Consider the following 26,936-nt stretch of genomic DNA (forward strand, 5'->3'; position numbering starts at 1 on the left):
AGAGATAACGGGCAAGTGCTACGCGCTTGTGTTTGCAATAGTAGGATCGAGATATGTTAGAGGCAAAGGACGTTGCGTTTGCCGTCAACGGAAAAGTGTTACTCGATAAGGTGAGCTTGTCGTTTACGCCCGGAAAAATCTGTGCGTTGGTCGGGCATAATGGCTCGGGTAAGTCGACGTTGATAAAGCTGTTAGCGCAGCAACAGGCAACCAGCAGCGGGCAGATCGCATTAGACCAAAAGCCCTTATCAAAATGGTCGGAAAAAGCCTTTGCGCGCGAGGTGGCGTATTTGCCACAGCATTTACCGGCAACCGATAACTTAACTGGGTATGAGTTGGTCAGTTTTGGTCGCTATCCTTGGCATGGCTTGCTGGGGCGGTTGACCAAAGCCGATCACCAAGCGATTAACGAGGCAATGGCGCTCACTGGTACCCAAGATTATGCCGAGCGCTTGGTCGATACCTTATCGGGGGGCGAGCGCCAACGGTTGTGGATTGCGATGCTGCTGGCACAGCAAACGCGTTACTTACTGCTCGATGAGCCGCTATCTGCACTGGATGTCGCCCACCAAGTCGAAGTGATGACCTTGGTGCGCAAACTCAGTCGAGAGTTGGATAAGTCCATCATTATCGTGGTGCACGACATTAATATGGCGGCACGTTTTTGTGATGAAATTGTCGCGCTGCACAGCGGACAAGTCCTGACTCAAGGCGCGGTCAGCGATGTGTTTCAAGAGTCGGCCCTTAAATCGATTTATGGCATTGAGATGCCGATTGCCGATCATGCCGCCGGCTATGCGGTTGCCATGCCGGGGGAGTTATCGCCGGTATGATCAAGTCCTCTTTTCTGACGCTTGTGGTCTGGCTGACTGCGGCCATGATGTCAGCGAGCGTCAGCGCGTCGCCTCGTATTCTCTCGCTGGATTGGACCCAAACTGAAACCTTGTTGGCCTTGGGAGTGACTCCGGTCGCGGTTGCGCAAAAGGCGGATTACAATTCGTGGGTGAAAGCCCCGCCCATTCCAGAAAACACCGTCGATATTGGGCTTCGCACCCAGCCGAACATGGAGCGTTTGGCCGAGCTTCACCCCGATAAAATTCTAATTTCACCCATTTTTAAGGCGATGAAGCCCAAGCTAAGCACCATTGCGCCGGTGAGTTCAATTCCTCTGTATGAAAGTGGCCTAAGCTGGGCGTCGCTCAAAACCGTGACGCGGCAGATTGCACGTGAGGCCAACCGTCCTGAGGCCGGTGAAACCTTGATTGCCAATGCGAAACAGCAATTAGCGAGCCTGCGCGACACTATTCCCGGCGAACAGCCACCGCTTCTGATGATTCAATTCCTTGACGCCAACCATGTGCGGGTGTTTGGGACGAACAGTTTGTATCATGCCGCTATCAGTGAATTGGGGCTCAGCAACGCGTGGCAAAATACCACCAACAGTTGGGGGTTTAGCATGGTCTCCACCCGCGAGCTGCTAGACCTTGATGCGCAACTAGTGATTGTGCGCCCACTCCCTGAGGGCGTCGAGCAAACTCTTCAGACCAATATGTTTTGGCAATATTTGGTTAAACGCACGGGGCATACGCCATTGATAATTGATCCGGTATGGAGCTTTGGGGCGATTCCATCAGCGTTACGTTTTGCCCGCCTTGTGACCGCGGCATTGACCGAGCAAGGAGGGCAGGCATGAAACTGAACCTGTTATGGGTGCCCTTGGCGTTACTGGCGGCACTGTTAAGCCTCGCCTCCACTCAGTTGGGGCAGTGGAACGTAAGTTCGTCGATGCTCTGGCAGTCGCTGTGGTCGCTGGATGAAAGTGCGTCGATTGGGGTAGTGATGCATTTAACCTGGTGGCCGCGCTTGGTCACCGCATTGTTGGCAGGGGCGTGTTTGGGGCTGGCCGGTACCTTGATGCAACAGGTATTGCGTAACCCCTTGGCCTCGCCCTCGACGCTGGGGGTGGCGAATGGTGCCAGCTTGGCGCTGATGCTAGCTACGCTTTATGCCCCTTGGCTACTGACTTGGTCGAGCGCGATGGTGGCGATGTCTGGCGGAGTGCTGACCATGCTGGTGGTGTTTGCGCTGGCATGGCGACGCGGTCTATCGCCCACCGTGGTGGTGATCGCGGGTTTGATTTTAAACCTCTACTGCGGCGCGCTCAGCACCGTGCTGCTGTTGATGAATCAAGAAGCGCTACACGGCATGATGGTGTGGGGCGCGGGCTCGATGGTGCAAACCGACTGGCACAGTGTGCAAGCCTTATTGCCACGTGTTGGATTGGCGGTCGTGTTGATCCTTGCCTTGTTAAAGCCGCTCAACGTCCTAAGCCTTTCAGATGAAGGAGCAAAAAGCTTAGGCGTATCACTGGCGAAAATCCGTGTGATTGCACTGGGGCTATCGGTGCTGCTGACCGCGTGGGTGGTCAGCTTGATTGGCGTGATTGGCTTCATCGGTCTTGCCGCGCCCGCGATTGCGCGCTTATGTGGCGCTCGCAAGCTCATCACTCGATTGAGCCTGGCGATGATTTTAGGCGCTTTGATGTTGGCAGCCACCGATTTGGCTGTCCAGCTGTTACCGGGCCGCCGGGCAATGATGGTGCCTACGGGGGCGGCGACGGCAGCCTTGGGAGCGCCTCTTCTTTTGTGGTTGTTACCACGGGTGTCACTGGGGAATCGTCAACGCCAACAAATGCATGCCGGTACGTCCGCACCACGTCAGGATTGGCCACTAGGCCGAACGCTGATGTTATTGGTGTTGGGTGTGGGGATTTTTGCCACCGTATCGCGTCAAAGTGAGGGCTGGCAGTGGCTGGTGCTCAGCGGCGATTGGTCCTTGTTGGAATGGCGCTTGCCACGCTTGCTGGCCGCGGCATTGGCGGGTGGTGTGCTTGCTGTTGCGGGTGCCGTGCTTCAGCGTTTGAGTGCTAACCCGATGGCGAGCCCTGAAGTGATGGGGATCAGTGCCGGTACGGCGCTGGGACTAATTGTCACCATTTTTGCTGGCATGGGCGCATCTATGCTGAGCTTATATGTCGGCGGTTTAATCGGTGCGGGGGCAACCTTGGCGTTGATTGTGCTGCTTAATCGCAAAACCGGCTTCCAGCCAGAAAAGGTGTTGCTCACAGGGGTGGCCATAGCCGCTCTGATGCAAGCGGTACAAAGCTTTTTGATGGCGGGTGGCGACCCTCGCGCGTATCAAGTGCTCGCGTGGATTTCAGGCTCAACCTACTATGTGACTGACAGTACGGTGACCACACTGGCCTTGGTTGCCGCGCTACCGGTGGCGCTGGGATTAATGTGCCAGCGGTGGCTCGATATTTTGCCGCTCGGTGGCGAAACGGCTCAATCACTGGGGGTTAAGGTAGGGCGTGCCCGCATGCTGTTGCTGGCCCTCGTCGCGGTCATGACCGTCAGTGCTACCTTGGTGGTGGGGCCGCTCAGCTTTGTCGGCTTGATGGCGCCACATATTGCGCGCAGTTGGGGAGCGAAAAATGCTCGGGCGCATATGATCACCGCCGGATTGATTGGCATGGGATTGATGCTGTTTGCCGATTGGCTCGGACGACAATGGTTATATCCGCAAGAAATGCCAGCAGGGATCATTGCCTCCTTGATTGGCGGGCTCTACCTAATGGTTGTGCTACGTAAGCTATAGTTTTAACACACGGTGATCGACAGGATCGCCTCCCCCCTAACTAAAGAGATGCAGTTTGCATCTCTTTTTGTTTGAGGAGCCAAGAGAATGAACAGTGATTCCATGCAGCGTGTGGCGGTTGTCGGCGCAGGTGGCGCGATTGGTGAAGCCTTTTGCCGCGCGTTGCTCGACAAGCCATCCATTCAGCAAGTCTTCGCCCTAGGGCGTCACCCCGAGCCACTTGCCGAAATAAGTGAAAAGGTGGTGCCTGTGGCGGTAAACATTCGCGATGAAGCATCAATCCAAGCGGTGGCCGAGCACATCGACGACAACAGCTTAGATGCGGTGATCATTGCCTCGGGAATGTTGCATGACGATGCGGTCAGCCCAGAAAAGCGGCTCGCGGCGTGCAGTAGTGAGGCCATGCATCAGCTCTTTGACGTCAACGCCGTCGCGCCGCTGCTATTGAGCAAGCACCTCGCGCCCAAATTGAAACGCAACGCCGAGGCGAAGCTTGCCATTTTGTCGGCGCGCGTGGGCAGTATCAGTGATAACCGTGCGGGCGGTTGGTACGCCTATCGTGCAAGTAAAGCGGCGGTGAACATGCTGATCAAATGCATGAGCATTGAGCTTGGCCGTCAAGACAAGTCATTAACCGTGGTCGGTCTGCATCCGGGGACGGTCGATAGCCATTTATCCGCCCCATTCCAAGCCAATGTTAAGCCCGGTAAGTTATTCAGCCCAGCCCAATCGGCTGGCTATTTGTTGTCGGTGTTGGATGGCCTCGACAGTCGTCATACGGGTCGATTGTTTGCGTGGGACGGGGAAGAAATTGCCCCGTAGGTTGGGGGCATTGTTGGGTTATTTCCAATGCAATGGCTGCTCCAAAGTCGACAAAGGCTTTTCCGTGCCAAGCCCTATCATTTCATCATATGCCGTGTCCGTGACTAACACGTATTGCGCGGCATTAACCCATTCAAAATCATCTTTTACCGCCAGCAAGCTGCGAGATAAATAGGGTTTATCGCCTTGATAAATTAGCTTCTGCTCCACCGTATCGCCGTGACGTAAAAAGGCGATGGCTTGATATAACATGCCATCAATGCCACGGATCTGAATCTTGTCAATGTTGTCGTAATTTATCAGTTCGCTCAGTTGTAAATTCATCACTCGTCCTTGCAGTTAGGCCTTTCTTAAATACTACGAGCCATGCAAGCACGCGGATCCCYCGAGAGTGAGGCATTACCCGTAGCGATAGCCTTTTGGATGCGCAATGTAAAATAAATGTTACGCAAAGGTAAAATYAAAACCAGAGTGAGGAGATGATTTTCTCAGCAAAGTCGACGTAATCTGTGAGTAACGGAGACATTGCGTAAGGCTAAGGGCCGCTGTTTACGCGCGATTTTTACGCCAGACAACGACACAAGGCGGTGAACGTGAAACAGAGTAAATACGAATCCAAACCAGTTGATGAGCGGGGTCGTGTAGCCTGGTCGGCACAAGAAAACGAAGTATGGCGCCAGTTAGTCACACGGCAGCTTGCGTGTATCAAAGACAAAGCGTGTCAGGAATATCTCGATGGGTTACGAATGCTCGACTTGCCGCATGACACGGTGCCACAGATCCCTGATGTGAATGCCGTGTTAATGCGAGAGACGGGCTGGCAAGTGGCTCCTGTGCCTGCATTGATCGATTTCGACCATTTTTTCGCCTTGCTGGCGGATAAGAAATTCCCTGCGGCGACGTTTTTGCGCACCAAAGACGATTTCGATTATTTGCAAGAGCCGGATTACTTTCACGAGATTTTTGGTCACTGTGCGATGCTGACTCACCCAGCATTCGCTGAGTTTACTCATATGTACGGCCAGCTCGGTAAGCAAGCCACGCCCAAAGAGCGCGTCTATCTTGCACGCTTATATTGGTTTACGGTCGAATTTGGTTTACTCAGTGACTCGCAAGGCAATCGCAGTATTTATGGCGGCGGGATCTTGTCTTCACCGGCGGAGACCGAGTACGCCTTTAATAGCGACAAAGCGGTGCGTAAGCCTTTAGAAGTGATAGATGTCATGCGCACGCCATATCGGATTGACATTATGCAACCCATTTACTTTACCATTGAGTCGATTGACGATTTATTTGCCATCAGCCAACGAGATTTGATTGCTGATGTGCATCAAGCCATGGAACTGGGCCTTCATGCGCCTTTGTTCCCGCCCAAACCGAAAAAGACAGAACAGCAAAAGGAAACGCAACATGTCTGAACTAACTGAGTTGAAATGTGAAGCCTGTAATATTGATGCCCCTTTGGTCAGCGCTGAGGAAATGCCGGCGCTGCTCAAAGACATTCCGCAATGGCGCAAAGTAACACGAGATGGGATTGATCAGCTCGAACGTGAGTTCACCTTCCGCAACTTCAAGTTGGCGTGGGCGTTTGCCAACCAAGTGGCTGAGCTGGCTGAGCAAGAAGGCCACCATCCCGCCATCTTGCTGGAGTGGGGTAAAGTGACCGTGACTTGGTGGTCGCATAAGATTAAAGGCTTGCACAAAAATGATTTTATTTGTGCGGCGAAAACTGACGGCATCGCCCCTGAGTAAACCAAAAAAAGCCCCGAGAGTGATCTCGGGGCGTATCTTTTTCGCTCACTTGCTATCTATCCCTGTCACGCAAGTATCAATCCTGCGCCGCCAATGCTTTTCATTGGCATATCTCCTAAATAGAACACGATAAATTTCAAAAGTGACGCGGTCACTTTATCGTGTTGTTCTTACTCTTCTTCGTCGCTTGCGTCTTTTTGCTTAACGGCAAAATACTGCGCCAAGATTTCATCGGTGAGCTCACCTTTCTCTTCAAGGGCTTTGAGCTTTGCCACAATCGCTTTTTGTTCGTCGAGTGATGGCAAAGTCTCTGGCTCATGCTCGGGCGCGTCATCGGCAAGTTGATTCAAAACATCCATAAATATACCTCGTGATATGCTTAGCGCAGAGCCTAGCAAAAATCGTGATTTTGCCCAAGCAAAAGACGAGCACGTCCCAAGTGGTTGGACTTAACACACTCAGTTATATCAAAAAAAAGGCGCCATAAGTCATACCTTTGGTCTACGTTTGTAGTAAGGGATTGTTTTAAGGAGAGTGAGTTGTGAGTGAAATTTTTTTTTCGTGCCAGCCCATCTTTGACGAAGCGCAGAACCAATGGGGCAATGAGCTTCTGTTTAGGGAAGGTCAAGAAAACAAGTTTCCTTCAATTGATGAAGATACGGCGACATCGCGCATTCTCAGCGCCAATTTTCTATCAGGGAAAGAACTCGATGATAGCTTGCGATACGTGGTGAGCTTTTCTGAGGCGGCACTGCTTGATGAGATCCCTTTTTCTATTCCAGTAAAATCTTTGGTGATCTGTGTCACTGCAAAGTGCAATGCGACGCCAATGCTAGTGAAGCAACTGGAGTCTTACCGGAAAGCAGGCTTTACCATTTTAGGAGAGAGTGATGTCTTCTCGAGCCGCTGGCAAAGGCATCTGGACTTATTCGATGTGGTGCGGGTCAGTATGGCAACAGAAAGCTTGAACGAGTGGACCGCAGCGATTTCGGACTATGCCCAGACGCGTTTTATGGCAAGTAAAGTGGAGAGCAACGAAGAGTTTGTTTTGGCTAAACAGCTTGGGTTTAGCTTGTTTCAAGGATACTTTTTCGAACAACCTCAAATTAAAAGTCATAGCGATGTGGCACCCTCAGTAATCAGTTTACTGGATGCGTGTATCGTGATTAATCGCAGCCCTCATGATATAGATGAAATCACAGAGGTTATCTCTCGCGATGTCTCGTTGCTCTACAAAGTCGTCACAAGTGCCAATATCTTAGCGAAGTCAAAAAAGAAAGCGATCACTAATCCCAAACAAGCGGTGGTGTACTTGGGGTTAGAGTCATTGCGGCGACTGATTTCTCTGCTGATTATGTCTAACATGAATCATCAAGAATGCTCACACTTGCAGAATGCGGCCATTCTTCGGGCCATTTTTATGCAGCAAGCAGGCCCATTGATGAACGACTTGGACCCCGATGAAGCTTTCTTGGTGGGCGCTTTTTCACTCCTGGACGCGATGTTAGGTGTCCCAATGGAGGATGTCGTAGAGCAACTTGCCCTAAACCAACAGGCAAAACAAGCATTACTATCACGTGCAGGTCCTTATGGTGACCTTTTGGAACTATGTAAACATATTGAGCATGCGAATTGGGATTGGGTTGGGTCACTGTGTGAAAAAATGTCGCTAAGAGAGCGCGCGGTTTTAAAAGCGTTTGATAAAGCCCGATACCAAACCCAAACCCTGGCGGCGACAATGCAGGTGTGATCATGATGAATAAAGTAGGTATGCGGCTCGCTGTCATTTTAATTGTACTAGCGACCTTACTGTTGGGTGTGTTTGGTTATTACAATTATCATGTTGCTAAAGGTCGGCTTGAGTCTGATATGAACCAAGACATTAATTCTATCACTCAACGCCTAAAGCAACGACTTCCTACTTTGATGTGGAATTATGATTTTAATAATGTTCAAAATGACTTAGACAGTGAAATGGGCTCTCGTTATGTCCACCGCCTTGAGCTGACGGATACCAATGAGCAATTTCGTTATGTGACTGACTCTAAAGGCATGCGGTCAAGTGATGAGCTAAAAGAAATCAACGTTCCCTTGGTCTATGAACAGGGAGAACAATCTGTGGATGTGGGTCGACTGATCATTTATCAAGACAGTCGCTATATCGATAAAGAGCTTAACACAGAAATACTTCGCACTGCGACGCAAATCATTCTACTGAACTTGTTGGTTGGTTTTTTTATTTGGAAATACGCCAAGCAAATTAATCGAGCGGAACAAAGTCGTGCGTATTTAAATACGGTAATTCATAGTTATACTGACGCGTTATTAGTGCTCGGTGATAAACACAGTATTATTACCATTAATGATTCGGCTAAGAAACTATTCGAATTAGAATCTGTGCCCGATGAAGCGATCAGCCTATCGACGATTATCTCTCGCGTAAGCCCTAATTCGCGCGGCTATTTTTCACAAGCGCTTTATGGCCTCGGTGGGCAGTTACAGCGGTCGTACGAGATAGATACGGATCAAGGTGTCCGTATTGTGCAGGTCAAATCAACCCCCATCAAAGATGAAGATCCTAGAGCGCTGAACGTAGCGATTATTCGCGATATCACAGAACAACACCTGGATAAACAGAAAGTATCTAAAGGGGCCGAGCTTTTTTCTGCAATGAAAAGCTTACAAGATAAGTTTCTTATCAGGGAAGACTTTGGTAAGAGCTTTCAGGATGTCTTGCAGATACTGCTAAGGATAGGCGAAAGTAATCATGGCATTATTGTTGAGGTAGGCCATAACGACGAAGAAGCAATAAAGAACAACTTGCCTTATAAAGTGCTGGCACAAACGCGATTGGTGAAAAATGAGTTTATTGGTGAAGAGTTTGTGCGAGGGCTCATTGAGGAAATTATCGAGACCAAGCAAAGCAAACGTAGTCTGCAAATGGCGAGTGTGGCGGGGAATAATCAGAAAATGATTATTAACGTCTACGGTACGCCTCTATATATGTCTAGCCAGATGGTAGGGGTGGTGTGCTTGTTTGACGAGTCGACCACTTATAATGAAGAGCTTCAGGGGTGGATTGAGCCGATACTATCAAGTTTGAGCGCTATGGTGCACTTTGTGCAGCAGAAGGCGCTTAATGACATGATTTCACGGGAAATGGCACGGGCTAAAGAACAAGCCGAGCGAGCAAATGAATCGAAGACCAATTTCCTGGCGATGATGAGCCATGAGATCCGTACACCGATGAATGGCATTGTTGGCATGTCTAATCTTTTGATGGAGACCTCGCTCAATCAGCAGCAACGCTATTTTGTTGATACCTTACAGCACTCTTCGACTGCACTGTTGAATATCATTAACGATGTACTCGACTTAACCAAGATTGAAGCCGGTAAGATGACGCTCACCAAACAGTCATTAGATCTGGCGGAGCTTGTTCACGAATCCTTAAGTATTTTTACCGCAAAAGCGGCGGAAAAACAGTTGCGCTTACATTGTTATATCGATCCTGATATGCCCTGTGACATTGAATTAGATGCCATGCGCTATAAGCAGGTGATCATAAACTTGGTCGGCAACGCCGTTAAGTTTACAAAGCAGGGGCACATTGCCGTGCGCTTATTCCAACGGCAAGCAGGCGATGGTTCGGTCACATTGGTCATGGAAGTAGAAGATACAGGGATTGGGATCCCGGAAGACCGCCACGAAGCTATTTTTGAGAACTTTACGCAAGTCGATAATTCGTATTCACGTTCTTATCAAGGCACAGGACTAGGCTTGCCTGTCTGTCGTAAGCTTTTACGCCTAATGGATGGTGATATCTCTATCCGCAGTCGAGAAAACCAAGGCACGACTTTCACTGCAGAAGTACCCGTGACGGTGGCGAATACTGACTCGACATTGATGTCAAGCTACGAGCCTGACGAGAGCATGACAGATAGCAAGGTTTACCTCGTGTCTGAAGACGCCATTTTGATAGAAATACTATCGACCTATTTAGAGCGTCTAAAGTTGGATTTAATCAACTATTCGGATGGCAGTGAGATAGCTTTTGAYAACTCGAGCCAATCAGTGTTGATGATCGATCAGGACAAAATGCAAAGCTGTCAGCGTTTGATCGGTCAAGCACATAAATCGATTGCTATCAGCCATGATGGCCATCATGACACTGGCATGGCGACGCTGACCTGTCCGATTTATCACGTTGAATTGTATCGTGTATTGAACGAGGATGAGAATGCATTGACAGAGCCTGGACCCGTGGCTGGGCAGTATGATGATATTCAATTCAATCTCAACGTTCTAGTGGCCGAAGATCACTTGGTTAACCAAGAATTGATTGACATTATTTTGTCCAAACTGGGCTGTCAGCGTGCGCTTGCCGTCAATGGTAAAGAAGCGTTAGAACTTCACAAGTCTTCGCCATTCGACATCATTTTAATGGATTGTCAGATGCCAGAAATGGATGGTTTTGAGGCGACACGAGAGATCCGAAAATTCGACAAAACCACGCCCATTTTGGCTGTGACAGCTAACGCGCTCTCAGGCGATGCAGAGCGTTGTGTGGAGGCGGGAATGAACGGGCATCTCGCTAAGCCATTCAGTAAAGATCAACTGATTGAATTGTTGCTCCTATATGCGAATCCAGATGCGGTCAGTTATGGTGATAAGAATACTGACAAAGAGGAAACAAGGTTGGATGATTTGGCCAGTGAGCACTTTACAGATGCATCCATAGATACAAACTCCTTACCAGAACCAGAACCAGAACCAGAACCAGAACCAGAACCAGAACCAGAACCAGAACCAGAACCAGAACCAGAACCAGAACCAGAACCAGAACCAAAGTATGTAAAAAACCAAACTAATGATTTAGAGGCGTTGAAGGCCGCGTTTGCAGAGCAAGATATCGGCAAGATCAAAAAGCTTGCCCACAAAATGAAGGGGGCAGCGGCAATGATTGGAGCCAAAGAGCTATCAAAAACATGTCTTGAGTTGGAGAAATCACCGCATGATGAGTTGGAGGCGCTACACCCCTACCTCCAGCCGATAGAGGATCAGACAACACGCGTGATTCAACAGGCAGAGCATCTATCTGAAACATCTTGATACATTATTCGGCACTGGTTAGCATAGCGGTTAGCGCGGAATAAGATAAAAACAATGACCCATCAAAGACCTAGGGCCTGGCAAACGCTGTCGGATCCTGGGTTTTATTGTAAGGAAAAGCTGATGATAAAGCGTTTTGTATTGAGCGGTTGCCTCGCTCTCGCCCTCGCTGGCTGTGGTGAACCCCAGGTGTCAGCACCGTCTGAAACACCGCCTCGACCCGCCAAGTTACTGACCGTAGTCACCAATGAAGATGGGCTTGCCCGCCAATTTCCAGCTCAAGTTGAAGCGGATGATAAAGCTTTGCTCTCATTCCGAGTGTCAGGGGTGATTGAGTCAATGCCGATCAAAGCAGGTATGGATGTCGCGAAAGGGCAAGTGCTGGCGGCGTTAGACAGCCAGCAGTATCAGCTGCAATTAGATAAGGCGCGTGCGCAATATCAGCTTGCTCAGGTACAATTTAATCGTGCCGAACGCCTGCATAACGATAAAGTGATTTCCGAACAAAGGTTTGATGAAGCCCGCTCGGCACTCAGTGAAGCGGCGGCTGGCCTAGAGCAAGCGCAGACTAATGTGAATTATACGCAACTAAAAGCGCCGTATGCGGGAACTGTCTCACTCCGAATGAAAGAGCGTAATGAATTCGCTCAAGCGCAAGCGCCAGTGTTACACATTCAATCTAAAGATATTATTAATGTCAGTTTCCAATTACCAGAGCGCTACTTTCACTATTTTGCTCAGCATGTTGACACACTCGTGCCGAAGGTGTCATTTGATACCCATCCATCGCGACAGTTTCCTGCACAGTTTAAAGAAATCGACACAGAAGCGGATCCCAAAACCGCCTCTTACCATGTCACGGTGAGTTTAAATCGGCCTGATGCCATCAATGTATTGCCAGGCATGGCAGCAAAAGTGCATGCCACCATTCCTACCGAGTCACAAACGCAAATACCGGACTCTGCTTTGCTCGACGCAAATGGTGAGAAAGCCGTGTGGCGTGTCAGTCGACAAGGAACCGTTAAGTTGACCCCAGTAACCTTGCGTGAAGGAAAGGTTGTTTCAGGCCTTGAAAATGGCGATGTCATTGTCGCAACTGGCGTCAGTGCGCTTAAAGAAGGTGACCGTGTGAAAGCATGGGTGAAGGAGAGAGGACTATGAGAGCGATAAAAGCCATGTTCGGTCTGCTCGCAGTTAATGCGCTGTTTGGATGCGAGCCCGCAACCGATGCTCAATCGGCGCCTTTGCCTGTGGTAACCACATTTACGGTGAGCCAACAGCAACTGAATGAACGAATCTCTTTTCCCGCGGTGGCAGCAGCGGCTGACAAAGCGACACTTGCTTTTCGCGTGCCAGGTGAGATCCAAGCCATTAATGTCAAAGCGGGTGATCGCGTGACGCAGGGACAGGTATTGGCACGTTTGGAGCCTACGGATTACCGCTTAGCGGTAGAGAATGCCAGTGCTCGTTTTGACGTGGCCGATGCGCAGTATCGGCGCTCAGCCCCCTTGGTAGAGAAAGGCATGCTTGCCCAGTCGCAATTTGATGAGTTAAAAGCGCAGCGCGAAATAGCGCAAGCGGAATTGGCACTGGCCAAGCTTCGTTTATCTTATGTTGCGCTCAGAGCGCCAGCTGACGGGGTGATATCTAAGCTGAATGTTGAGCCATTTGAAACCATAGCGCCAGGACAAGGGATCATGAACATTCATGACGCCTCGCGTGCTGATATTCGTGTGCAAGTGCCGGATGTGTTATTCACCCAAAATACGGGCGCGAGTGCAGAAGAAGTGCAAGATCGGCTACAACCGAAAGTCTTAACTCAGCAAGGGCAGTCTTACCCAGCCACGATTGATGAATACACGGCAGAGCCGGATCCGAGCAGTGGTGCTTTTGTGGTGACGCTAACGATGCCCATGCCAAAGGAGCAGTTTATTTTAGATGGCATGCCCGTACAGGTCAGTATTGCGAGGGAAGGGTTACAACTGACACGCACCGGACTTTCCGTGCCCATCGAAGCGGTGTTTAACCAAGACGGGGATCCACTGGATCGAGACCACAGTTATGTATGGATTTACGACAGCACCACACAAACCGTGGCGAAACAGCGGGTAACGATGGGGCGCATTCATGGTCAGCGGCTAGAAATAACCCAGGGTGTGTCTAAAGGAGATCGTATCGTGGTGGGAGGAACCAATCACCTGTCTGAGGGGCAAAAAGTGACGCTGGCATCGAAAGAGGAAAATGCATCATGAAGCAGGGTGTAGCGGGATATTTTATTCAAAATAAAGTGATTAGCTGGATGATCACGTTGATTTTCCTGATTGGTGGCACCCTTGCATTTTTGGGGTTAGGGCGGTTGGAAGACCCTGCTTTCACCATCAAAGATGCGATGGTGGTGACCAGTTATCCAGGTGCCACCCCCCAACAGGTGGAAGAAGAAGTCACTTATCCGCTGGAGAAAGCGGTTCAGCAGCTGACCTATGTGGATGAAGTGCGTTCGATCTCCAGTCGTGGCCTGTCCCAAATCACGGTCAAAATGAAACCCAAATACCGCGCCGATGATTTGCCACAAATTTGGGATGAGTTGCGACGAAAAGTCCATGATGCGCGTGGGTCGCTTCCTCCCGGTGTCAATCCGCCACAGGTGAAAGATGATTTTGGTGATGTGTTTGGGATCATGCTAGCCGTCACTGGCGAAGGGTACGGCTACAGCGAACTAAAAGACTATGTTGACTTTTTGCGCCGCGAGCTTGAGCTTGTTGATGGCGTAGGCAAGGTACAAGTCAGTGGCACGCAGCAAGAGCAAGTCTTCATTGAGGTCTCGATTCAACGGTTAAGTAGCTTAGGGATCTCACCGGACACCTTGTTTAATTTATTGGCGACGCAAAACCTCGTGAGCAACGCAGGGGCATTGCGTGTGGGTGATGAATATATTCGCATTCACCCAACCGGGGAGTTTTCCTCCGTGGATGAGTTGGGCAACTTGATCCTGACCGAAGCTGGGTCACAGGGGCTGATTTACTTACGTGACGTTGCCGAGGTCAAACGTGGATATCAAGAGGTACCGCGGCAGATCATTTCGTACAACGGCAAACAAGCGCTACAGGTAGGAATATCGTTTGCTGATGGTGTGAATGTGGTAGAGGTCGGCGACAGTGTGGATAAGCGTCTCGCGGCGTTGAACAGTGATCAGCCCGTGGGAATCAATGTCCATCATGTCTATAACCAACCCAATGAGGTCGATAGCTCAGTCAGCGGATTTGTCTCCAGTTTAGGCCAAGCGGTGGCGATTGTGATTATCGTGCTGCTCTTCTTTATGGGCCTGCGCTCAGGACTACTCATTGGTTTGGTGTTATTGCTGACGGTACTGGGTACGTTTGTATTCATGTACTACTTCGAGATTAACCTGCAACGCGTCTCTCTCGGGGCGTTGGTCATTGCCCTAGGGATGTTGGTGGATAATGCCATCGTGGTCGTCGAAGGGATACTAGTGGGCTTAAAGCGAGGACGAACCCGTCTACAGGCGGCTCACGACATAGTGACGCAAACCAAGTGGCCTTTGCTTGGGGCGACGGTGATCGCGGTAACGGCTTTTGCCCCGATTGGCTTGTCAGAGGATGCAACGGGCGAATACTGCGGCACCTTATTTACAGTGTTATTAATCTCCTTACTGTTAAGTTGGTTTACCGCTATCACGTTAACGCCTTTCTTTGCCAGCGTGTTCTTCAAAGAAACACCGCTTGAAGAAGGGGATGAGGGCAGTGATCCCTACAACGGGATTCTGTTTGTAGTGTATAAACGTTTTCTTACCGCCTGCATGCATCACGCCTATATCACCTTGTTGGTGATGGTAGTGGCACTGGGGGCCAGTATTTATGGCTTTGGTCACCTCAAGCAGTCGTTTTTCCCAGACTCCACCACGCCCATGTTTATGGTCGACGTTTGGTTGCCAGAGGGCACCGATATTCGTGCCACACAAAGTACACTGGATGAGGTGTCGAGCTGGCTGAGTAAACAACAAGGCGTCAACTATGTCTCTACCAGTGCCGGACAAGGTTCGCAACGTTTTATGTTGACCTATTCACCGGAGAAAACATACGCCGCTTATGGCGAGCTGATCGTCCGCGTTGATCAATACGATCATGTTAAACCCACTATGGGCATGGTGCGAGAGCATGTTCGTAGCCAGTACCCAGATGCGCAGCTTAAACTGAAGCCTATTTCCTTAGGCCCTGCTACCGGCTCGAAAATTGAGGCGCGTATTTTTGGTTCAGATCCCACCAAGTTACGCGCGATTGCTAAACAAGTAGAAGCGCGATTGCATCAGGATCCTGATGCGGTAAATATCCGCCATGATTGGCGTAATCGCACCAAAGTCCTTGAACCGGCGTTTAATGAAAGTCAGGCGCGGCGCTATGGCATCACCAAAAAAGATGTCGACGAGTTACTGACAATGACATTCAGCGGCAAACGGATTGGTGTTTATCGGGATGGGACCAACCTTATGCCGATTGTTGCTCGATTGCCCGATGAGGAGCGCGTGAATATCAATACCTTAGAAGGGATGAAAATATGGAGCCCGGTATTGAAAGACTACATTCCTTTACAGCAAGTCATTCTCGATTACGACATGCGTTGGGAAGATCCGATTATCATGCGCAAAAACCGCAAAAGAATGCTCACCGTGTTGGCCGACCCCGATCCGTTACGGGAAACCACCGCGGCGACCTTACTAAGCCGCGTGCGCACTGATATTGAGTCAATTCCTCTGCCTGAAGGTTACAGCATTGAATGGGGCGGGGAGTACGAGTCTTCCAAAGAGGCGAAAGAGGGCTTATTTAGCATTATGCCGCTTGGTTATTTGTTTATGTTCTTGGTCACGATATTGCTGTTTAATTCCGTGAAAGAGTCATTGATCATTTGGCTGACGGTTCCCTTGGCGGTGGTTGGGGTCACCACAGGATTGCTGTTGTTGGATACCCCGTTTGGTTTTATGGCGCTCTTGGGCTTTTTAAGCTTGAGTGGGATGCTGCTCAAAAACGGTATTGTATTGATCGATCAGATCAATATCGAAGTGGCCAGTGGTAAGCAGCGCTATCAAGCCGTCGTCGATGCGGCGGTGAGCCGGGTACGCCCAGTGTGCATGACGGCCATTACCACTATTTTAGGGATGCTTCCTTTATTGCCGGATGTTTTCTTCCGGCCGATGGCGGTGACGATTATGTTTGGGCTCGGGTTTGCCACCGTGCTGACGTTGATTGTGGTGCCTGTGCTATATCGTATCTTCTACCAAATTCGCTATCACCCTGAATAATCCCACCTTAAGCACCGTTTTGACGGTGCTTTTTTGTTTCAATCTTAAGACAAAAGCGCCTGTGTATAACTTGAATTTCATCCACAAAAACGGTTGATAACTCGGTGAATTTCACCGCAATCTCGCGATTTTATCGGCGTTGTGTAAAGTCAATAATATAACGGAGAATTCAGAACCAAAGTCACAATGATGCTAGGTATTATGTAACTGGTTGATTATAGTGTAGGGATAACCAAGCCAGTCTATTGACGAGACAGACTGGCTGAAGGCGTGACAAACAATAAAAAGAGACAAGTGCGGTGATGGGGGATTATTCGCCGATTTTTTTGACCGATAGCGTCAATTCAAAGGTCGCCATAGGCTCATCCCCGTGTAAGCTTGGGCATGTGGCCACAATGGTGACAGGCTGATTAACGCGATGACCCGTTTCGATTGATTCACTGATCATCTGGTTAATCTTGTCTCCATCAAGACACGTAAACACCACGTCATCCTCTGGTCGTTTATGAAAATCAGCGTTGACGGATTTAAACGCTAAGCTAATTTTAACCCCGCGTTGCTCGGCCATGGCCATGGCAAGAAAGCCACCTGCGACATCAGCGCCAACTGCCAACGCGCCGAAATACATACTGTTGAGGTGGTTTTTGGTACGTCGCCCCAGCGGGATTCGCATCGTGACATGCTTATCGTCGATGGAGAGGATCTTGGGCCGACACCAACCGATCATGGGTACTTTTAAAAAGCCAAACAACGACAAATGTTGATTAGCGCGTGCTAACGGAGACGAGAACATAGACACTCCTTGTTATCTGGTCGTACCTGTTACGCTACCTTGGTGTTCAATTTGCCGTCAACATCTTGTTAACAAAGTTGTGGCCTAGTACTTTATTTTTCAGAGGTTAGACGCCCATTGTCGGGATCAACCCATTAAATAGGGCACGGAGAATAATGGCGCAGGTTTTGGTGTCTGTGATTTGTCCATTTGCAACGAGCGCCTGTAACTGGGAAGGGCTCACCCAATAAGGCGCAATAAACTCATCGTCATCTAATTGCGTTTGGGTGGGAGTGAGCGCTTGGGCAATATAAAAATACTGCACTTCATCGCAAAACCCGGGCACAGGGTGAGCGATGCCGAGAAAATGCCAGCGAGTCGCCACATAACCGGCCTCTTCTCCTAACTCTCTTTTGGCGGCTTCTAGCGGTGGCTCCTTCGCTTCCAGTGTGCCCGCAGGCGCTTCGATAATCCATTGATTGATGGCAGGACGAAATTGTTTGAGCAGCAGTATATTGCCATCTTCTGACAGAGGTAATATCACGGCGGCACCAGGGTGGCGTATGACGTGGTGTACGTGGTGCAGACCATCAGGTGTCTGTGTATGGGTTTCCACCAAGCTGAGCTTTTTCCACTGGTAGCGTAGTGTGTCATTCATGTTAGCGTGGCTCTCCATTCGTGGCGTAATCAATATTTTTGGTGCGGTGTTTTTTGCTAAAGTATGATAGCATTCGCCGCCTTAATTGGCGTGTGCACGCCTTTTGCTTTTGATTGACCTTTGGAGTGATACCTTGCAATTTGACGATCTGGGACTCGATAGACGCTTACTATCGCTTATTGCCCACCGTGGATTTGAACAGCCAACAGACATTCAACGTCAAGCCATCCCCGTTGTAATGGCAGGCAAAGACTTACTGGCCTCTTCAAAAACAGGATCGGGGAAAACGCTGGCGTTTTTGTTGCCAGCTATGCAGCGTGTGTTGCGTTCTAAGCCCCTCAGTCGTCGCGATCCGCGTGTCTTGATCTTGGCGCCGACCCGTGAGCTAGCAAAACAGGTGTATGGTCAGCTGCGTATGTTGACCAGCGGCACCAGCCACAAACCGGCCTTGGTACTCGGTGGCGAGAATTTTAACGAGCAAGCGAAGGTGTTTCGCCAGTCGCCAACCTTTGTGGTCGCGACGCCAGGTCGATTAGCTGATCATCTTGAACAACGCCACTTGTCTTTGTCGGGGTTGGAAATGCTGATTTTGGACGAAGCGGATCGTATGCTTGACCTGGGCTTTAAAGCGCAGCTCGACGCAGTTAACCAACATGCGGATCACCGTTTAAGGCAGACACTGATGTTTTCTGCCACTTTGGATCATCAGCAAGTGACAGACATCGCCGCGGGGATGCTCAAGTCTCCTAAACGTATTGCCGTAGGGGAAATTGAAGCGCTACATAGCGATATTGAGCAACATTTTGTGCTGAGTGATCACCTCGACCATAAACATGCGCTGCTTGAGGAATTGGTAAAAGCTAATGCGCATAAGCAAGTCATGATTTTTACCGCGACACGCGCTGACACAGAGCGTTTAGCTGAACGTTTTTCTCAGGCTGGCTACCAAGCGATTGCACTCAGTGGTGAATTGAACCAAGCCACACGCAGCCGGATCATGAACGAGTTTGAGCGTGGATTTCATGAGGTTTTGGTGACCACGGACGTGGCATCGCGAGGTTTGGATTTAATGAATGTGTCTTTGGTGATCAACTTTGATATGCCAAAGCATGCGGAAGAATACATTCATCGAGTAGGGCGTACCGGTCGTGCTGGGCAGCAAGGATTGGCTTACTCACTGGTAGGGCCTAAAGATTGGCGTAGTTTTAAAAATATCGAAGGTTTTTTACAGCAAAAACTCGACTTTACTAAGATTGAAGGCTTTGAAGGAAAGTTCAAAGGCTTTAAAGAGAAAAAAGCTGAAAAAGCAAAACCTTCAAGATCAGCTAAACCCAAAAAAGCACCCGTTAAGAACAAGAAAAAGGCGCCAAAAAAGCGAGATAGAAGCTTTTATACCAATGTGCCGGTTGGTGATGCGCCTTTGGTAAAAAAGAAGTCCAAACCTGAGTCTTAATCGAGCTGTAATGGCTGAGCGTGTTGGCGCTGACCATTAAACACTGACGCTTCCGCTATGCCAAATGGTGTAGCGGAACCTCTCGACTACGCAATATAACGATTGCTCTGCCACTTTACTGTTACTTTTAAGACATAGGCCGAGTATCAAACCTCTCTCCACGATTTATCTCTGTCTTTGCCTCAATATCGTGGCAACTTCCCTAGCTAAAGGCGTCATTGGTTAAATGTGATGTATCGCTAACAGTGAAAGCTGCGCTTTGTCGCACCACAAGGTGTTAAGTGATGAAACTTTATGCGTTCAACTGTCTAGTTGGCCAAAAAACTCACTTTTCTTTGCGTGAGATCGATTCTACGGCTGATTTTACAGTGATTTATCCGTAAACTACGTCCATCTGTTGGAAAGCGCTCATCCTTTGAACAACTTGAGCTGCTGGAAACGCGTATCACTCTGTCTATCATTTTTAAACTGGGAAAATTGCTGTGGAAACTGCACTGGTCGTTGCTTTTATCACTGCTGCGGCGTGGATTGTTCGCCGTGAACGTGCTGCACAATAATCTGCTGATTGAGCCCTTTTATACACACTCGTTTTATTCAGCAAAAATGAAAAGCCTTCTCCATGGAGAAGGCTTTTTTATGCTTACGTGTTTCGATGCTCGGCGTCAGTTGTCGTAATAGTCGCCGTCTGACACTTCATGAAAGTCTTCTACTTGGCTGGCGGCTTGGAAGTCAGCAGCAGGCTTGAGTTGACGTCGCCGTAACATCGTTACTTGCTCTTCCAAGCGATGAGCGGTTTCAATGTTGCCTTCTTGATAGGCTTCTTGGATTTTTCTTTCAAATTCATCAATACGTTGAGTCATCACCATCGTTATACCCTCCGACAGTTCCCACGCACAATCACAACGAGCATCGCTGTGGGAGTTGCACCACGCACTAAGACGCCCGCCTTGTAACAGCGATTACGTCCATACCTTAAACTTAGTTTAGATTGACAATATAACCAGTGAGAGAGGTCACACTGGACGGCAACACAAGGGAGTGAGATGGTTACCGTTTGCTATTAATACAGGTATCTGACAGAAAAAATCAAGCGATTTTGTTCCAAGCCATTGGCACGCCACGTTGCGCCTAACGACAAGGTTTCAGTGGAGTGAAAGCGCCCGCCAATTTCCACTAAGCTGGTGGTGTCGTCTTGATCAAAAATGATAGAACCGACATAGAGATTCGCCTCAAAAGGTGGCGCGATCCACGCTCGCATGCCACCGCCAGCTACCGTGGCAAACTGACCTGTATCATGCACTCTATCTCCGGGACGTTTTAACCACGCCCCTTCCAACTCGCCATACACATCGACAAACTGGTTAATTGGGGCATGAAAGCCAACACCGCCCGAGGTATACCAGTCACCTTCGAATTGCGTATCCCCTTTAGCGACGAAGTGTGCGCCTTCCGTAAATGCAAAACGTCCCAACCCGCCAATCCCACTAGGATTTGCAAGGACGTTGACCTGAATATGGTTGTAATCAAAATTGGTCGCATGTGCAGCGGGTACGGACAGGGTCATGGCCAATAGTGCCGCTTTACTGAGGCGTGTGATCACAGCATTTACTCCATTTGCATTTAACATCAGTGTAATAGCTTCAACGCAGTCAGTGCAATAACTTAGCCGATCTTGCGCCCATATTTAAACCACAGCGCACATTGAGTCGCGAATTCACGAGGATTGATGTGTCAATGTTTTGTTTGATTTAAGCTTTTACTATTGCGTAAAAAAATATTTGCACAAAAGAATGTGGCAGGTTAGCGTAGGAGTCGAATAACGAAAACGTGGCAATCAGCTACGTGAGTCAGCGACACGCAAACACAGGATTAGCCCATGAGTGTACACCCAACCGATGACGTTAGAATTGACCAAATAAAAGAACTCCTTCCACCTATCGCTGTACTGGAAAAGTTTCCAGCGACCGACGCGGCGGAACACACCGTATTTAATGCACGTCAGGCGATCCATAAGATCTTAAACGACCAAGACGACCGTTTGGTTGTCGTTGTAGGGCCGTGTTCTATTCACGACCCTAATGCTGCGCGCGACTACGCCAAAAAACTTAAACAGCTGCGTGAGACATTAAGTGCCGATTTGGAAGTGGTGATGCGGGTTTATTTTGAAAAGCCGCGCACGACGGTTGGTTGGAAAGGCCTAATTAATGACCCGTATTTAGACAACAGTTTCAAAATTAATGATGGGCTGCGACTAGGGCGTAACTTACTGCTAGATATTGCGGATTCTGGTTTGCCTGCGGCGGGTGAATTTCTTGACATGATCACGCCACAGTATATGGCCGATTTAATTAGTTGGGGCGCGATTGGGGCACGGACTACAGAGTCTCAGGTGCATCGCGAACTTGCCTCTGGGCTATCGTGTCCTGTTGGATTTAAAAATGGCACAGATGGGAATATCAAAATTGCCACGGATGCCATTCGTTCAGCGAGTTCACCGCACCAGTTTTTATCAGTGACCAAGTATGGACACTCTGCGATCGTCGCAACCGCAGGTAATGAGGATTGTCATCTGATTCTACGTGGAGGCAAAACGCCTAATTATTACGCGGGTGATGTCGATCAGATCTGTGGGGCGCTGGCTGATGCTGGGTTACGGCAAAAATTGATGATTGATTTGAGCCATGCCAATAGCAGCAAACAATATCAAAAGCAGAAAGACGTCAGCGAAGATGTGGCGGGGCAAATTGCAGCAGGCAACAAAGCCATCTTTGGTGTGATGATCGAGAGTCATCTCGTCGAAGGTCGCCAAGATTTAACGGACGGTCAGTCGCTTACCTATGGTCAAAGCATTACGGACGGTTGTATTGGTTGGGAAGATACGGAGAGAGTACTCCATCAATTGGCGGCCTCTGTGCGTGCACGTCGTGAAAAGACGACGCCGCTCAGTGAATCCGCTTAATTGCGTCTGTTTAGTCACAAGAAGCCCCCAACCGGTGGGGGCGAATCATAGGGGTCAGTGCATGGCACTGGCCTTTCTTATTTTTGGAAAATAGCTTGAAACTCGCGTTTTAATCCAGGCTTTAAACGTGCTTGTTTCAGTTGCTTCGATAAATCTTTGACACAAGAGCTGAGCACATCATCAAGAATTTGCGCTTTGTAGTTGTCGCGCCCTTCATCAGACATATCACTTAAGTCAACCTTTTCGAGCTCGCTCAGCGCATCGATACCCGCATAGCTTTGACTTATGGCGACGAGTGCGTGAAATTGATCATAGTTGTCGAGAATGTTTTGCGCACTGGCAGGCAGTTTCTCCCACGCTTCTTTGACACTGGCACTGGACGCATCATGTACCGAGGCGATCATCGTGTACATGGCTTCAGGGGCTTGTTCATAACGAATCACGCATTGTAGCTCAGGAGAAAAGCTATCAAAGCTGACGGGGGATTGATTAGAGTCGGACATTCACAGGCTTCCTTACGACTGTTTCGAGGAGGGTGGATGAGCTTTTTTGTCTTTGCTTGCTTTATCGTCTGATCTTGCTTGTTCCGCTAAGGGTACCACTGTGTCTGTTGATAGAGTGGCACGGTTCTCACCAGCAAGAAGCCCACCTTTTTCAATGGTCAGTTGCTCGGTATTTAGCACGCCTTTCATCTTTCCCTGCGAGAGAATATCGATAGCGTCTGCATCACATTGCCCCTCTACCAAGCCATTGATGGTGATATGCTTAGCGTTGATGGTACCGCGAAAGTGGCCAGATGCTGAGATAACAACGGCGTTAGCCTGGGTTATATTGCCTTCCCCAAATCCATCAATTTGAATATCACCCTCAAGATCAATATCACCGACCACTTTACAGTTTCTGGCGACGATCGATAAGCCATGATTCGGGGTAGACTTTGAACTAAACAGACCCATGTCGTGCACTCCACATACATCATTTTGGTCAAGTATATCATTAGCTGTGCACAGATGGTGGCGCTCTGGTGTACAACCCGATGCGTAAGATGTGATCCTGCTACCAGTATTGGTGATCGTCGCCTCGGGTGGATTATTGCGCGGTTATCGGCGCAGTGATTGCTTGCGTGACATTCAGTTGATATAACCCGATGAAATCGACTAAATGGGATCATCGCTATGTCAAGGACACTCTCACCGTATCAGCAACGTGTCATCGGTTGTTTACTTGAGAAAGAAGTCACCACCCCGGATCATTACCCGCTCACACTCAATGCGCTGACCACCGCCGTGAATCAAAAAAGCAACCGTGATCCTGTCTATGAGATGGCCGATTCAGAGGTATTAGATATCGTAGAGACCTTGATTGAGGTGCGTCTGGTTAGCCCGCAAGAGGGAAGCGGTGGGCGTGTTACCAAGTATCAACATCGTTTCTGTAATACACAATTTGGCGACCTAACCCTCAGTGAGCCACAGAAAGCGATCCTTTGTGTCATGTTATTGCGAGGCGCTCAGACGCCCGGGGAGTTGAGAACCCGTACACAGCGCCTCTATGCCTTTAATCGTGTCGAAGATGTCGAGCGCACATTGGCTGACATGATTACGTCAAACTGGGTAAAAAAATTGCCGCGTGAGGCTGGGAAGCGCGAGTCGCGCTATCAACACCTATTTACTGACGGCGTTAATATGCCGGCGAACTCAGCACCGCAAGCGGAACCAGAACCGACCACCGATGCCTCTTTGGTGACGCGAGTGGGTGCGTTGGAGCAAGAAGTGGCGGAACTACGTCAGATGTTAGAGGCTGTTTTGGAGCGATAACACCTATGGATACGCCTTGGTTTGTTTATTTGATTCGAACGCGCCAAGGGCAGCTTTACTGTGGCGTAACAACGGATGTTAGCCGCCGGTTGATACAACATCGCCAAGGTAAAGGTGCACGTGCGCTACGAGGGAAAGGACCGCTGTCACTGGCGTGGCAATCGCAACCGATGGAAAAGCGAACGGCGATGCAGCGCGAATGGCAAATAAAGCAATGGCCGAAGCAGCGTAAGGAAGCGCTATGTGCACGCTTTTGTTGTGTGCGTGACAATGGTGTTGATTAATTAAATAAACGAGTGATGGGTTGTGACTGCGTGAGGAGCGCAGTCAACTGATGGATATTCATTGAGGGGTAATAAAGGTGCCCCTGCGCATAGCGGCACCCCAGGTCAAACAAAAAGTCACGCTGATCTTCACGTTCCACACCTTCTGCGACCACTTTTAATTTCAGCAATTGCGCCATGTTAATGACGGCTTGGCAAATCACGATATCGTCTTTGCAGTGAGGCAGATCGGCGACAAAACTGCGATCGATTTTGACGGTGTCCACCGGGAAATGCTTAAGATAGGCCAGAGATGAGTATCCGGTGCCAAAATCGTCAATCGCCAAAGAAACACCTGCTGCCGCGAGCGTGTGTAAGGTATGTTGGTTTTGGCTAAGGTTCTCAATGAAAACTTGTTCTGTCAGTTCAATTTGCACACGTTCGGGCGGGACTTGATGGCGTTCAATGGCGCGCAGAATGGTATCAGCAAGGAAGCTGTCTTGGAATTCATGCCCAGAGATATTTATCGCGATAAATGGGGGGGCACAGTGCTGCGCCAGCAAGGTTGCATAGGTCTCTAATGCCTCATTGACCACCCAAGTGCCTAACTGCCGCATAAGCCCTGTGTCTTCTGCGGTGCGGACGATGGTATCAGGCGAAATCACCGCGCCCTCTGTATCTTGCCAGCGTACCAGGGCTTCAATCCCCGCAATGCTGTGATCTTTTAGATCGATTTGCGGCTGAAAATGTAAGCTCAACTCGTTACCTTGAATCGCTTTGCGGATGGCGTACTCGGTATCCTTTTTCTGATGCAGGTGGTCTCGCATTGCCATTTGAAACACCACGACTCTGTGATGAGAGAGTTGACGAGCGCGATGCGCCGCGGTGTCTGCGTGACGCAACAGTTCCTGAGCGGGCATGGAGGCATCGTAGCGATAACTAATGCCGACGGCACAGGTCACAATAATCTCCTCTGCGTCGTGGAAGAAGGGCTGCTCAATGGCTTTTCGGATCTGTTTCGCGTAAATCTCCGCTTTTAGCGGTGAAAGCTCGCTGCCGACAATCGCGAATTGGTCGTCGCTGATTTTGGCAATATAGTCATCGGTTTGCCTCACGCGTTGTAGACGTTGTGCCAATTCAACTAAAAGCTGGTCATGCACCGCTTGCCCGTACAAATCATTGATCTCTTTCAAATTATCAATGTCCACACAGATTAACGCCAGATCGTGGGGGTGCACGTTAGATTCATGTACACGCTGCTGAATATAGCGAGTGAGGGCATGACGGTTGGGCAGGTACGTCAAGGCGTCGTGATTCGCGATAAAATGTAGCTGCTGCTCGACGTCTTTGCGTTGCTCAATTTCATTTTTTAAATAGTCAATCGTGGTCTGCGCCGACCGGCGAGACATCAAATTCACCTCAGCCAAATACAACGCGACGCCCAATAAAAGAGCCACAAGCATGCCGGCGATATAAATCAGAATGGGTAATGAGATAAATTGACTGGCGCCTGGCTCTTGCCAAAGCGCGAGCTGCATAGCGGGTTGCGTGCCTGCTAAGGTTAAAGGTGCCGACCCAACCGCGGCAAACGGCGAGATGGTGTCACCAAGCAACACGGTGTCGTTTGCCCAGCGGGTCATGGTGAGGTGTTGATGTTTATTGAGATAGTCGGACGCAACCTCGCCAACAAGCGCGTCAAGATTAACGACTGCGCCAAGATAGTAACTTGGCGCGGCGCGGCTATGACTGTATATCGGGTAAGCAATTCGCCAACGGGTGAGGTCGGGCTGATCCGTTTCAAGCTGGCCCTCTGGCTCGCCCACTACGTCAAATGAAAAACGCGGTTTATTATGGCTGGTATCTGCGTGTGTTTGCCAACTTATTTCCTTTCGACTGTCCGCCCAAAACAATGATGAAATATAGGCACTGTCTTGTTGGGTTTGTTGCACCAAAGCTTGCCATGTCGAGAAGGTCGAGGGCACATCCAACTCGATGTTACTGGCTAATGAACTAAGCCGTGTGAGTTGGGTATTAATGCTGCGCTCGACGGCGCTGGACAAGGCTTGAACTTCCACATTGAGAAGCTTTTCAGTGCGTTGCGCTTGTTGTGATTGGGCAGCTTGATACAACAAAAACGTCGCGACGAGCACACCAAAACAGATGAGTGCGATGAAAATAATCGCACCGCCACGGGGCTGTGCCGACCGTCTGGCAAGTGTGAGTGGATCCTCGTTGTGATCATTGAATGTTGATAAAGGCATAGGGCCTGCGCGTAAGGCTTATGGTGACAACCAGATAGTTCCAGTGTAGTGCTAAGATTGGGTGATTGCGCGTATCAATACTGAGACAGTGATCGGCCG

The 26,936-nt window shown here is 49.4% G+C and carries 24 protein-coding genes; 15 read left to right on the top strand and 9 right to left on the bottom strand.

The features are described 5' to 3' along the window. The first annotated feature begins 53 nt into the window (after window positions 1–53). The 4 genes from BZG23_RS07820 to BZG23_RS07835 all read left to right on the top strand — a co-directional run bounded on the left by BZG23_RS07820 (window position 54) and on the right by BZG23_RS07835 (window position 4,479). Complete coding sequence (locus tag BZG23_RS07820) at window positions 54–833, top strand: ABC transporter ATP-binding protein (RefSeq protein ID WP_021023558.1); 780 nt, start codon at window positions 54–56, stop codon at window positions 831–833. Next, window positions 830–1,693: an iron-siderophore ABC transporter substrate-binding protein gene (locus BZG23_RS07825; protein WP_077606587.1), complete on the top strand. Its 864-nt coding sequence runs from the start codon at window positions 830–832 to the stop codon at window positions 1,691–1,693. The genes BZG23_RS07820 and BZG23_RS07825 overlap by 4 nt, the downstream gene beginning before the upstream one ends. Next, a complete protein-coding gene (gene fhuB, locus BZG23_RS07830; protein WP_077606588.1) occupies window positions 1,690–3,657 on the top strand; it encodes a Fe(3+)-hydroxamate ABC transporter permease FhuB in 1,968 nt (655 codons plus the stop codon). Before BZG23_RS07825 ends, fhuB begins: the two co-directional genes overlap by 4 nt. Before the next feature lie 87 nt (window positions 3,658–3,744). Further along, the gene (locus BZG23_RS07835) at window positions 3,745–4,479 is read left to right on the top strand and encodes an SDR family NAD(P)-dependent oxidoreductase (protein WP_077606589.1); all 735 of its coding nucleotides are present in this window, start codon (window positions 3,745–3,747) and stop codon (window positions 4,477–4,479) included. 18 nt (window positions 4,480–4,497) lie between these two features. Here BZG23_RS07835 and BZG23_RS07840 read toward each other — a convergent pair whose 3' ends face one another. Then, on the bottom strand, window positions 4,498–4,803 hold the full coding sequence (locus BZG23_RS07840) for a DUF6482 family protein (RefSeq protein ID WP_069586487.1): 306 nt from the start codon (window positions 4,801–4,803) through the stop codon (window positions 4,498–4,500). Window positions 4,804–5,024: 221 nt separating this feature from the next. Between BZG23_RS07840 and phhA the strand changes: the two genes are divergently transcribed. Both phhA and BZG23_RS07850 read left to right on the top strand, forming a co-directional pair. After that, entirely contained in the window at window positions 5,025–5,897 is an 873-nt protein-coding gene (phhA, locus tag BZG23_RS07845) for a phenylalanine 4-monooxygenase (protein ID WP_077606590.1), read from the top strand. Further along, window positions 5,890–6,231, top strand: coding sequence for a 4a-hydroxytetrahydrobiopterin dehydratase (locus tag BZG23_RS07850; protein WP_069586485.1), 342 nt, complete (start codon window positions 5,890–5,892; stop codon window positions 6,229–6,231). Before phhA ends, BZG23_RS07850 begins: the two co-directional genes overlap by 8 nt. Window positions 6,232–6,401: 170 nt before the next feature. On the opposite strand, the gene BZG23_RS07855 is transcribed toward BZG23_RS07850, so the two are convergent. Continuing rightward, window positions 6,402–6,590, bottom strand: coding sequence for a hypothetical protein (locus tag BZG23_RS07855; protein ID WP_077606591.1), 189 nt, complete (start codon window positions 6,588–6,590; stop codon window positions 6,402–6,404). 182 nt (window positions 6,591–6,772) lie between these two features. On the opposite strand from BZG23_RS07855, the gene BZG23_RS07860 reads away from it, so the two are divergent. The 5 genes from BZG23_RS07860 to BZG23_RS07880 all read left to right on the top strand — a co-directional run bounded on the left by BZG23_RS07860 (window position 6,773) and on the right by BZG23_RS07880 (window position 16,657). Then, entirely contained in the window at window positions 6,773–7,981 is a 1,209-nt protein-coding gene (locus BZG23_RS07860; protein ID WP_046075813.1) for an EAL and HDOD domain-containing protein, read from the top strand. A gap of 2 nt (window positions 7,982–7,983) precedes the next feature. Beyond that, entirely contained in the window at window positions 7,984–11,343 is a 3,360-nt protein-coding gene (locus BZG23_RS07865) for an ATP-binding protein (protein WP_241837194.1), read from the top strand. A 123-nt stretch (window positions 11,344–11,466) separates the two neighbouring features. After that, window positions 11,467–12,504 (top strand): efflux RND transporter periplasmic adaptor subunit, encoded by a 1,038-nt coding sequence (locus BZG23_RS07870; protein WP_046075814.1) that lies wholly within the window; start codon window positions 11,467–11,469, stop codon window positions 12,502–12,504. Next, complete coding sequence (locus BZG23_RS07875; RefSeq protein WP_158011366.1) at window positions 12,501–13,595, top strand: efflux RND transporter periplasmic adaptor subunit; 1,095 nt, start codon at window positions 12,501–12,503, stop codon at window positions 13,593–13,595. Before BZG23_RS07870 ends, BZG23_RS07875 begins: the two co-directional genes overlap by 4 nt. Then, entirely contained in the window at window positions 13,592–16,657 is a 3,066-nt protein-coding gene (locus BZG23_RS07880; protein ID WP_077606593.1) for an efflux RND transporter permease subunit, read from the top strand. Before BZG23_RS07875 ends, BZG23_RS07880 begins: the two co-directional genes overlap by 4 nt. A gap of 310 nt (window positions 16,658–16,967) precedes the next feature. Here the strand turns inward: BZG23_RS07880 and BZG23_RS07885 are convergent, their stop codons facing one another. Beyond that, the gene (locus BZG23_RS07885; protein ID WP_046075817.1) at window positions 16,968–17,450 is read right to left on the bottom strand and encodes a PaaI family thioesterase; all 483 of its coding nucleotides are present in this window, start codon (window positions 17,448–17,450) and stop codon (window positions 16,968–16,970) included. A 106-nt stretch (window positions 17,451–17,556) separates the two neighbouring features. Then, entirely contained in the window at window positions 17,557–18,087 is a 531-nt protein-coding gene (locus tag BZG23_RS07890; protein ID WP_158011367.1) for an NUDIX hydrolase, read from the bottom strand. A gap of 133 nt (window positions 18,088–18,220) precedes the next feature. On the opposite strand from BZG23_RS07890, the gene BZG23_RS07895 reads away from it, so the two are divergent. Beyond that, window positions 18,221–19,540, top strand: coding sequence for a DEAD/DEAH box helicase (locus BZG23_RS07895; protein WP_046076061.1), 1,320 nt, complete (start codon window positions 18,221–18,223; stop codon window positions 19,538–19,540). Between the two features lie 662 nt (window positions 19,541–20,202). On the opposite strand, the gene BZG23_RS07900 is transcribed toward BZG23_RS07895, so the two are convergent. Next, on the bottom strand, window positions 20,203–20,400 hold the full coding sequence (locus tag BZG23_RS07900; protein WP_131825352.1) for a hypothetical protein: 198 nt from the start codon (window positions 20,398–20,400) through the stop codon (window positions 20,203–20,205). A 200-nt stretch (window positions 20,401–20,600) separates the two neighbouring features. Continuing rightward, window positions 20,601–21,140, bottom strand: a complete 540-nt coding sequence (locus BZG23_RS07905; protein WP_241837195.1) for a hypothetical protein — start codon at window positions 21,138–21,140, stop codon at window positions 20,601–20,603. A gap of 276 nt (window positions 21,141–21,416) precedes the next feature. On the opposite strand from BZG23_RS07905, the gene aroG reads away from it, so the two are divergent. After that, a complete protein-coding gene (aroG, locus tag BZG23_RS07910; RefSeq protein WP_077579119.1) occupies window positions 21,417–22,499 on the top strand; it encodes a 3-deoxy-7-phosphoheptulonate synthase AroG in 1,083 nt (360 codons plus the stop codon). Window positions 22,500–22,576: 77 nt separating this feature from the next. Here aroG and BZG23_RS07915 read toward each other — a convergent pair whose 3' ends face one another. Beyond that, complete coding sequence (locus BZG23_RS07915; protein ID WP_046075822.1) at window positions 22,577–23,002, bottom strand: DUF3069 domain-containing protein; 426 nt, start codon at window positions 23,000–23,002, stop codon at window positions 22,577–22,579. A 12-nt stretch (window positions 23,003–23,014) separates the two neighbouring features. Further along, a complete protein-coding gene (locus BZG23_RS07920) occupies window positions 23,015–23,455 on the bottom strand; it encodes a bactofilin family protein (RefSeq protein WP_046075823.1) in 441 nt (146 codons plus the stop codon). A 219-nt stretch (window positions 23,456–23,674) separates the two neighbouring features. Between BZG23_RS07920 and BZG23_RS07925 the strand changes: the two genes are divergently transcribed. Beyond that, complete coding sequence (locus BZG23_RS07925; RefSeq protein ID WP_077606596.1) at window positions 23,675–24,313, top strand: YceH family protein; 639 nt, start codon at window positions 23,675–23,677, stop codon at window positions 24,311–24,313. 5 nt (window positions 24,314–24,318) lie between these two features. Beyond that, complete coding sequence (locus BZG23_RS07930) at window positions 24,319–24,597, top strand: GIY-YIG nuclease family protein (protein WP_077579121.1); 279 nt, start codon at window positions 24,319–24,321, stop codon at window positions 24,595–24,597. Here the strand turns inward: BZG23_RS07930 and BZG23_RS07935 are convergent. Beyond that, complete coding sequence (locus tag BZG23_RS07935) at window positions 24,594–26,837, bottom strand: putative bifunctional diguanylate cyclase/phosphodiesterase (RefSeq protein WP_077606597.1); 2,244 nt, start codon at window positions 26,835–26,837, stop codon at window positions 24,594–24,596. The genes BZG23_RS07930 and BZG23_RS07935 overlap by 4 nt on opposite strands. Between the last annotated feature and the right edge of the window lie 99 nt (window positions 26,838–26,936).

The sequence above is a fragment of the Salinivibrio sp. ML290 genome (genome assembly GCF_001995695.1).
In the GTDB taxonomy this organism is placed as follows: Bacteria; Pseudomonadota; Gammaproteobacteria; order Enterobacterales; family Vibrionaceae; genus Salinivibrio; species Salinivibrio siamensis.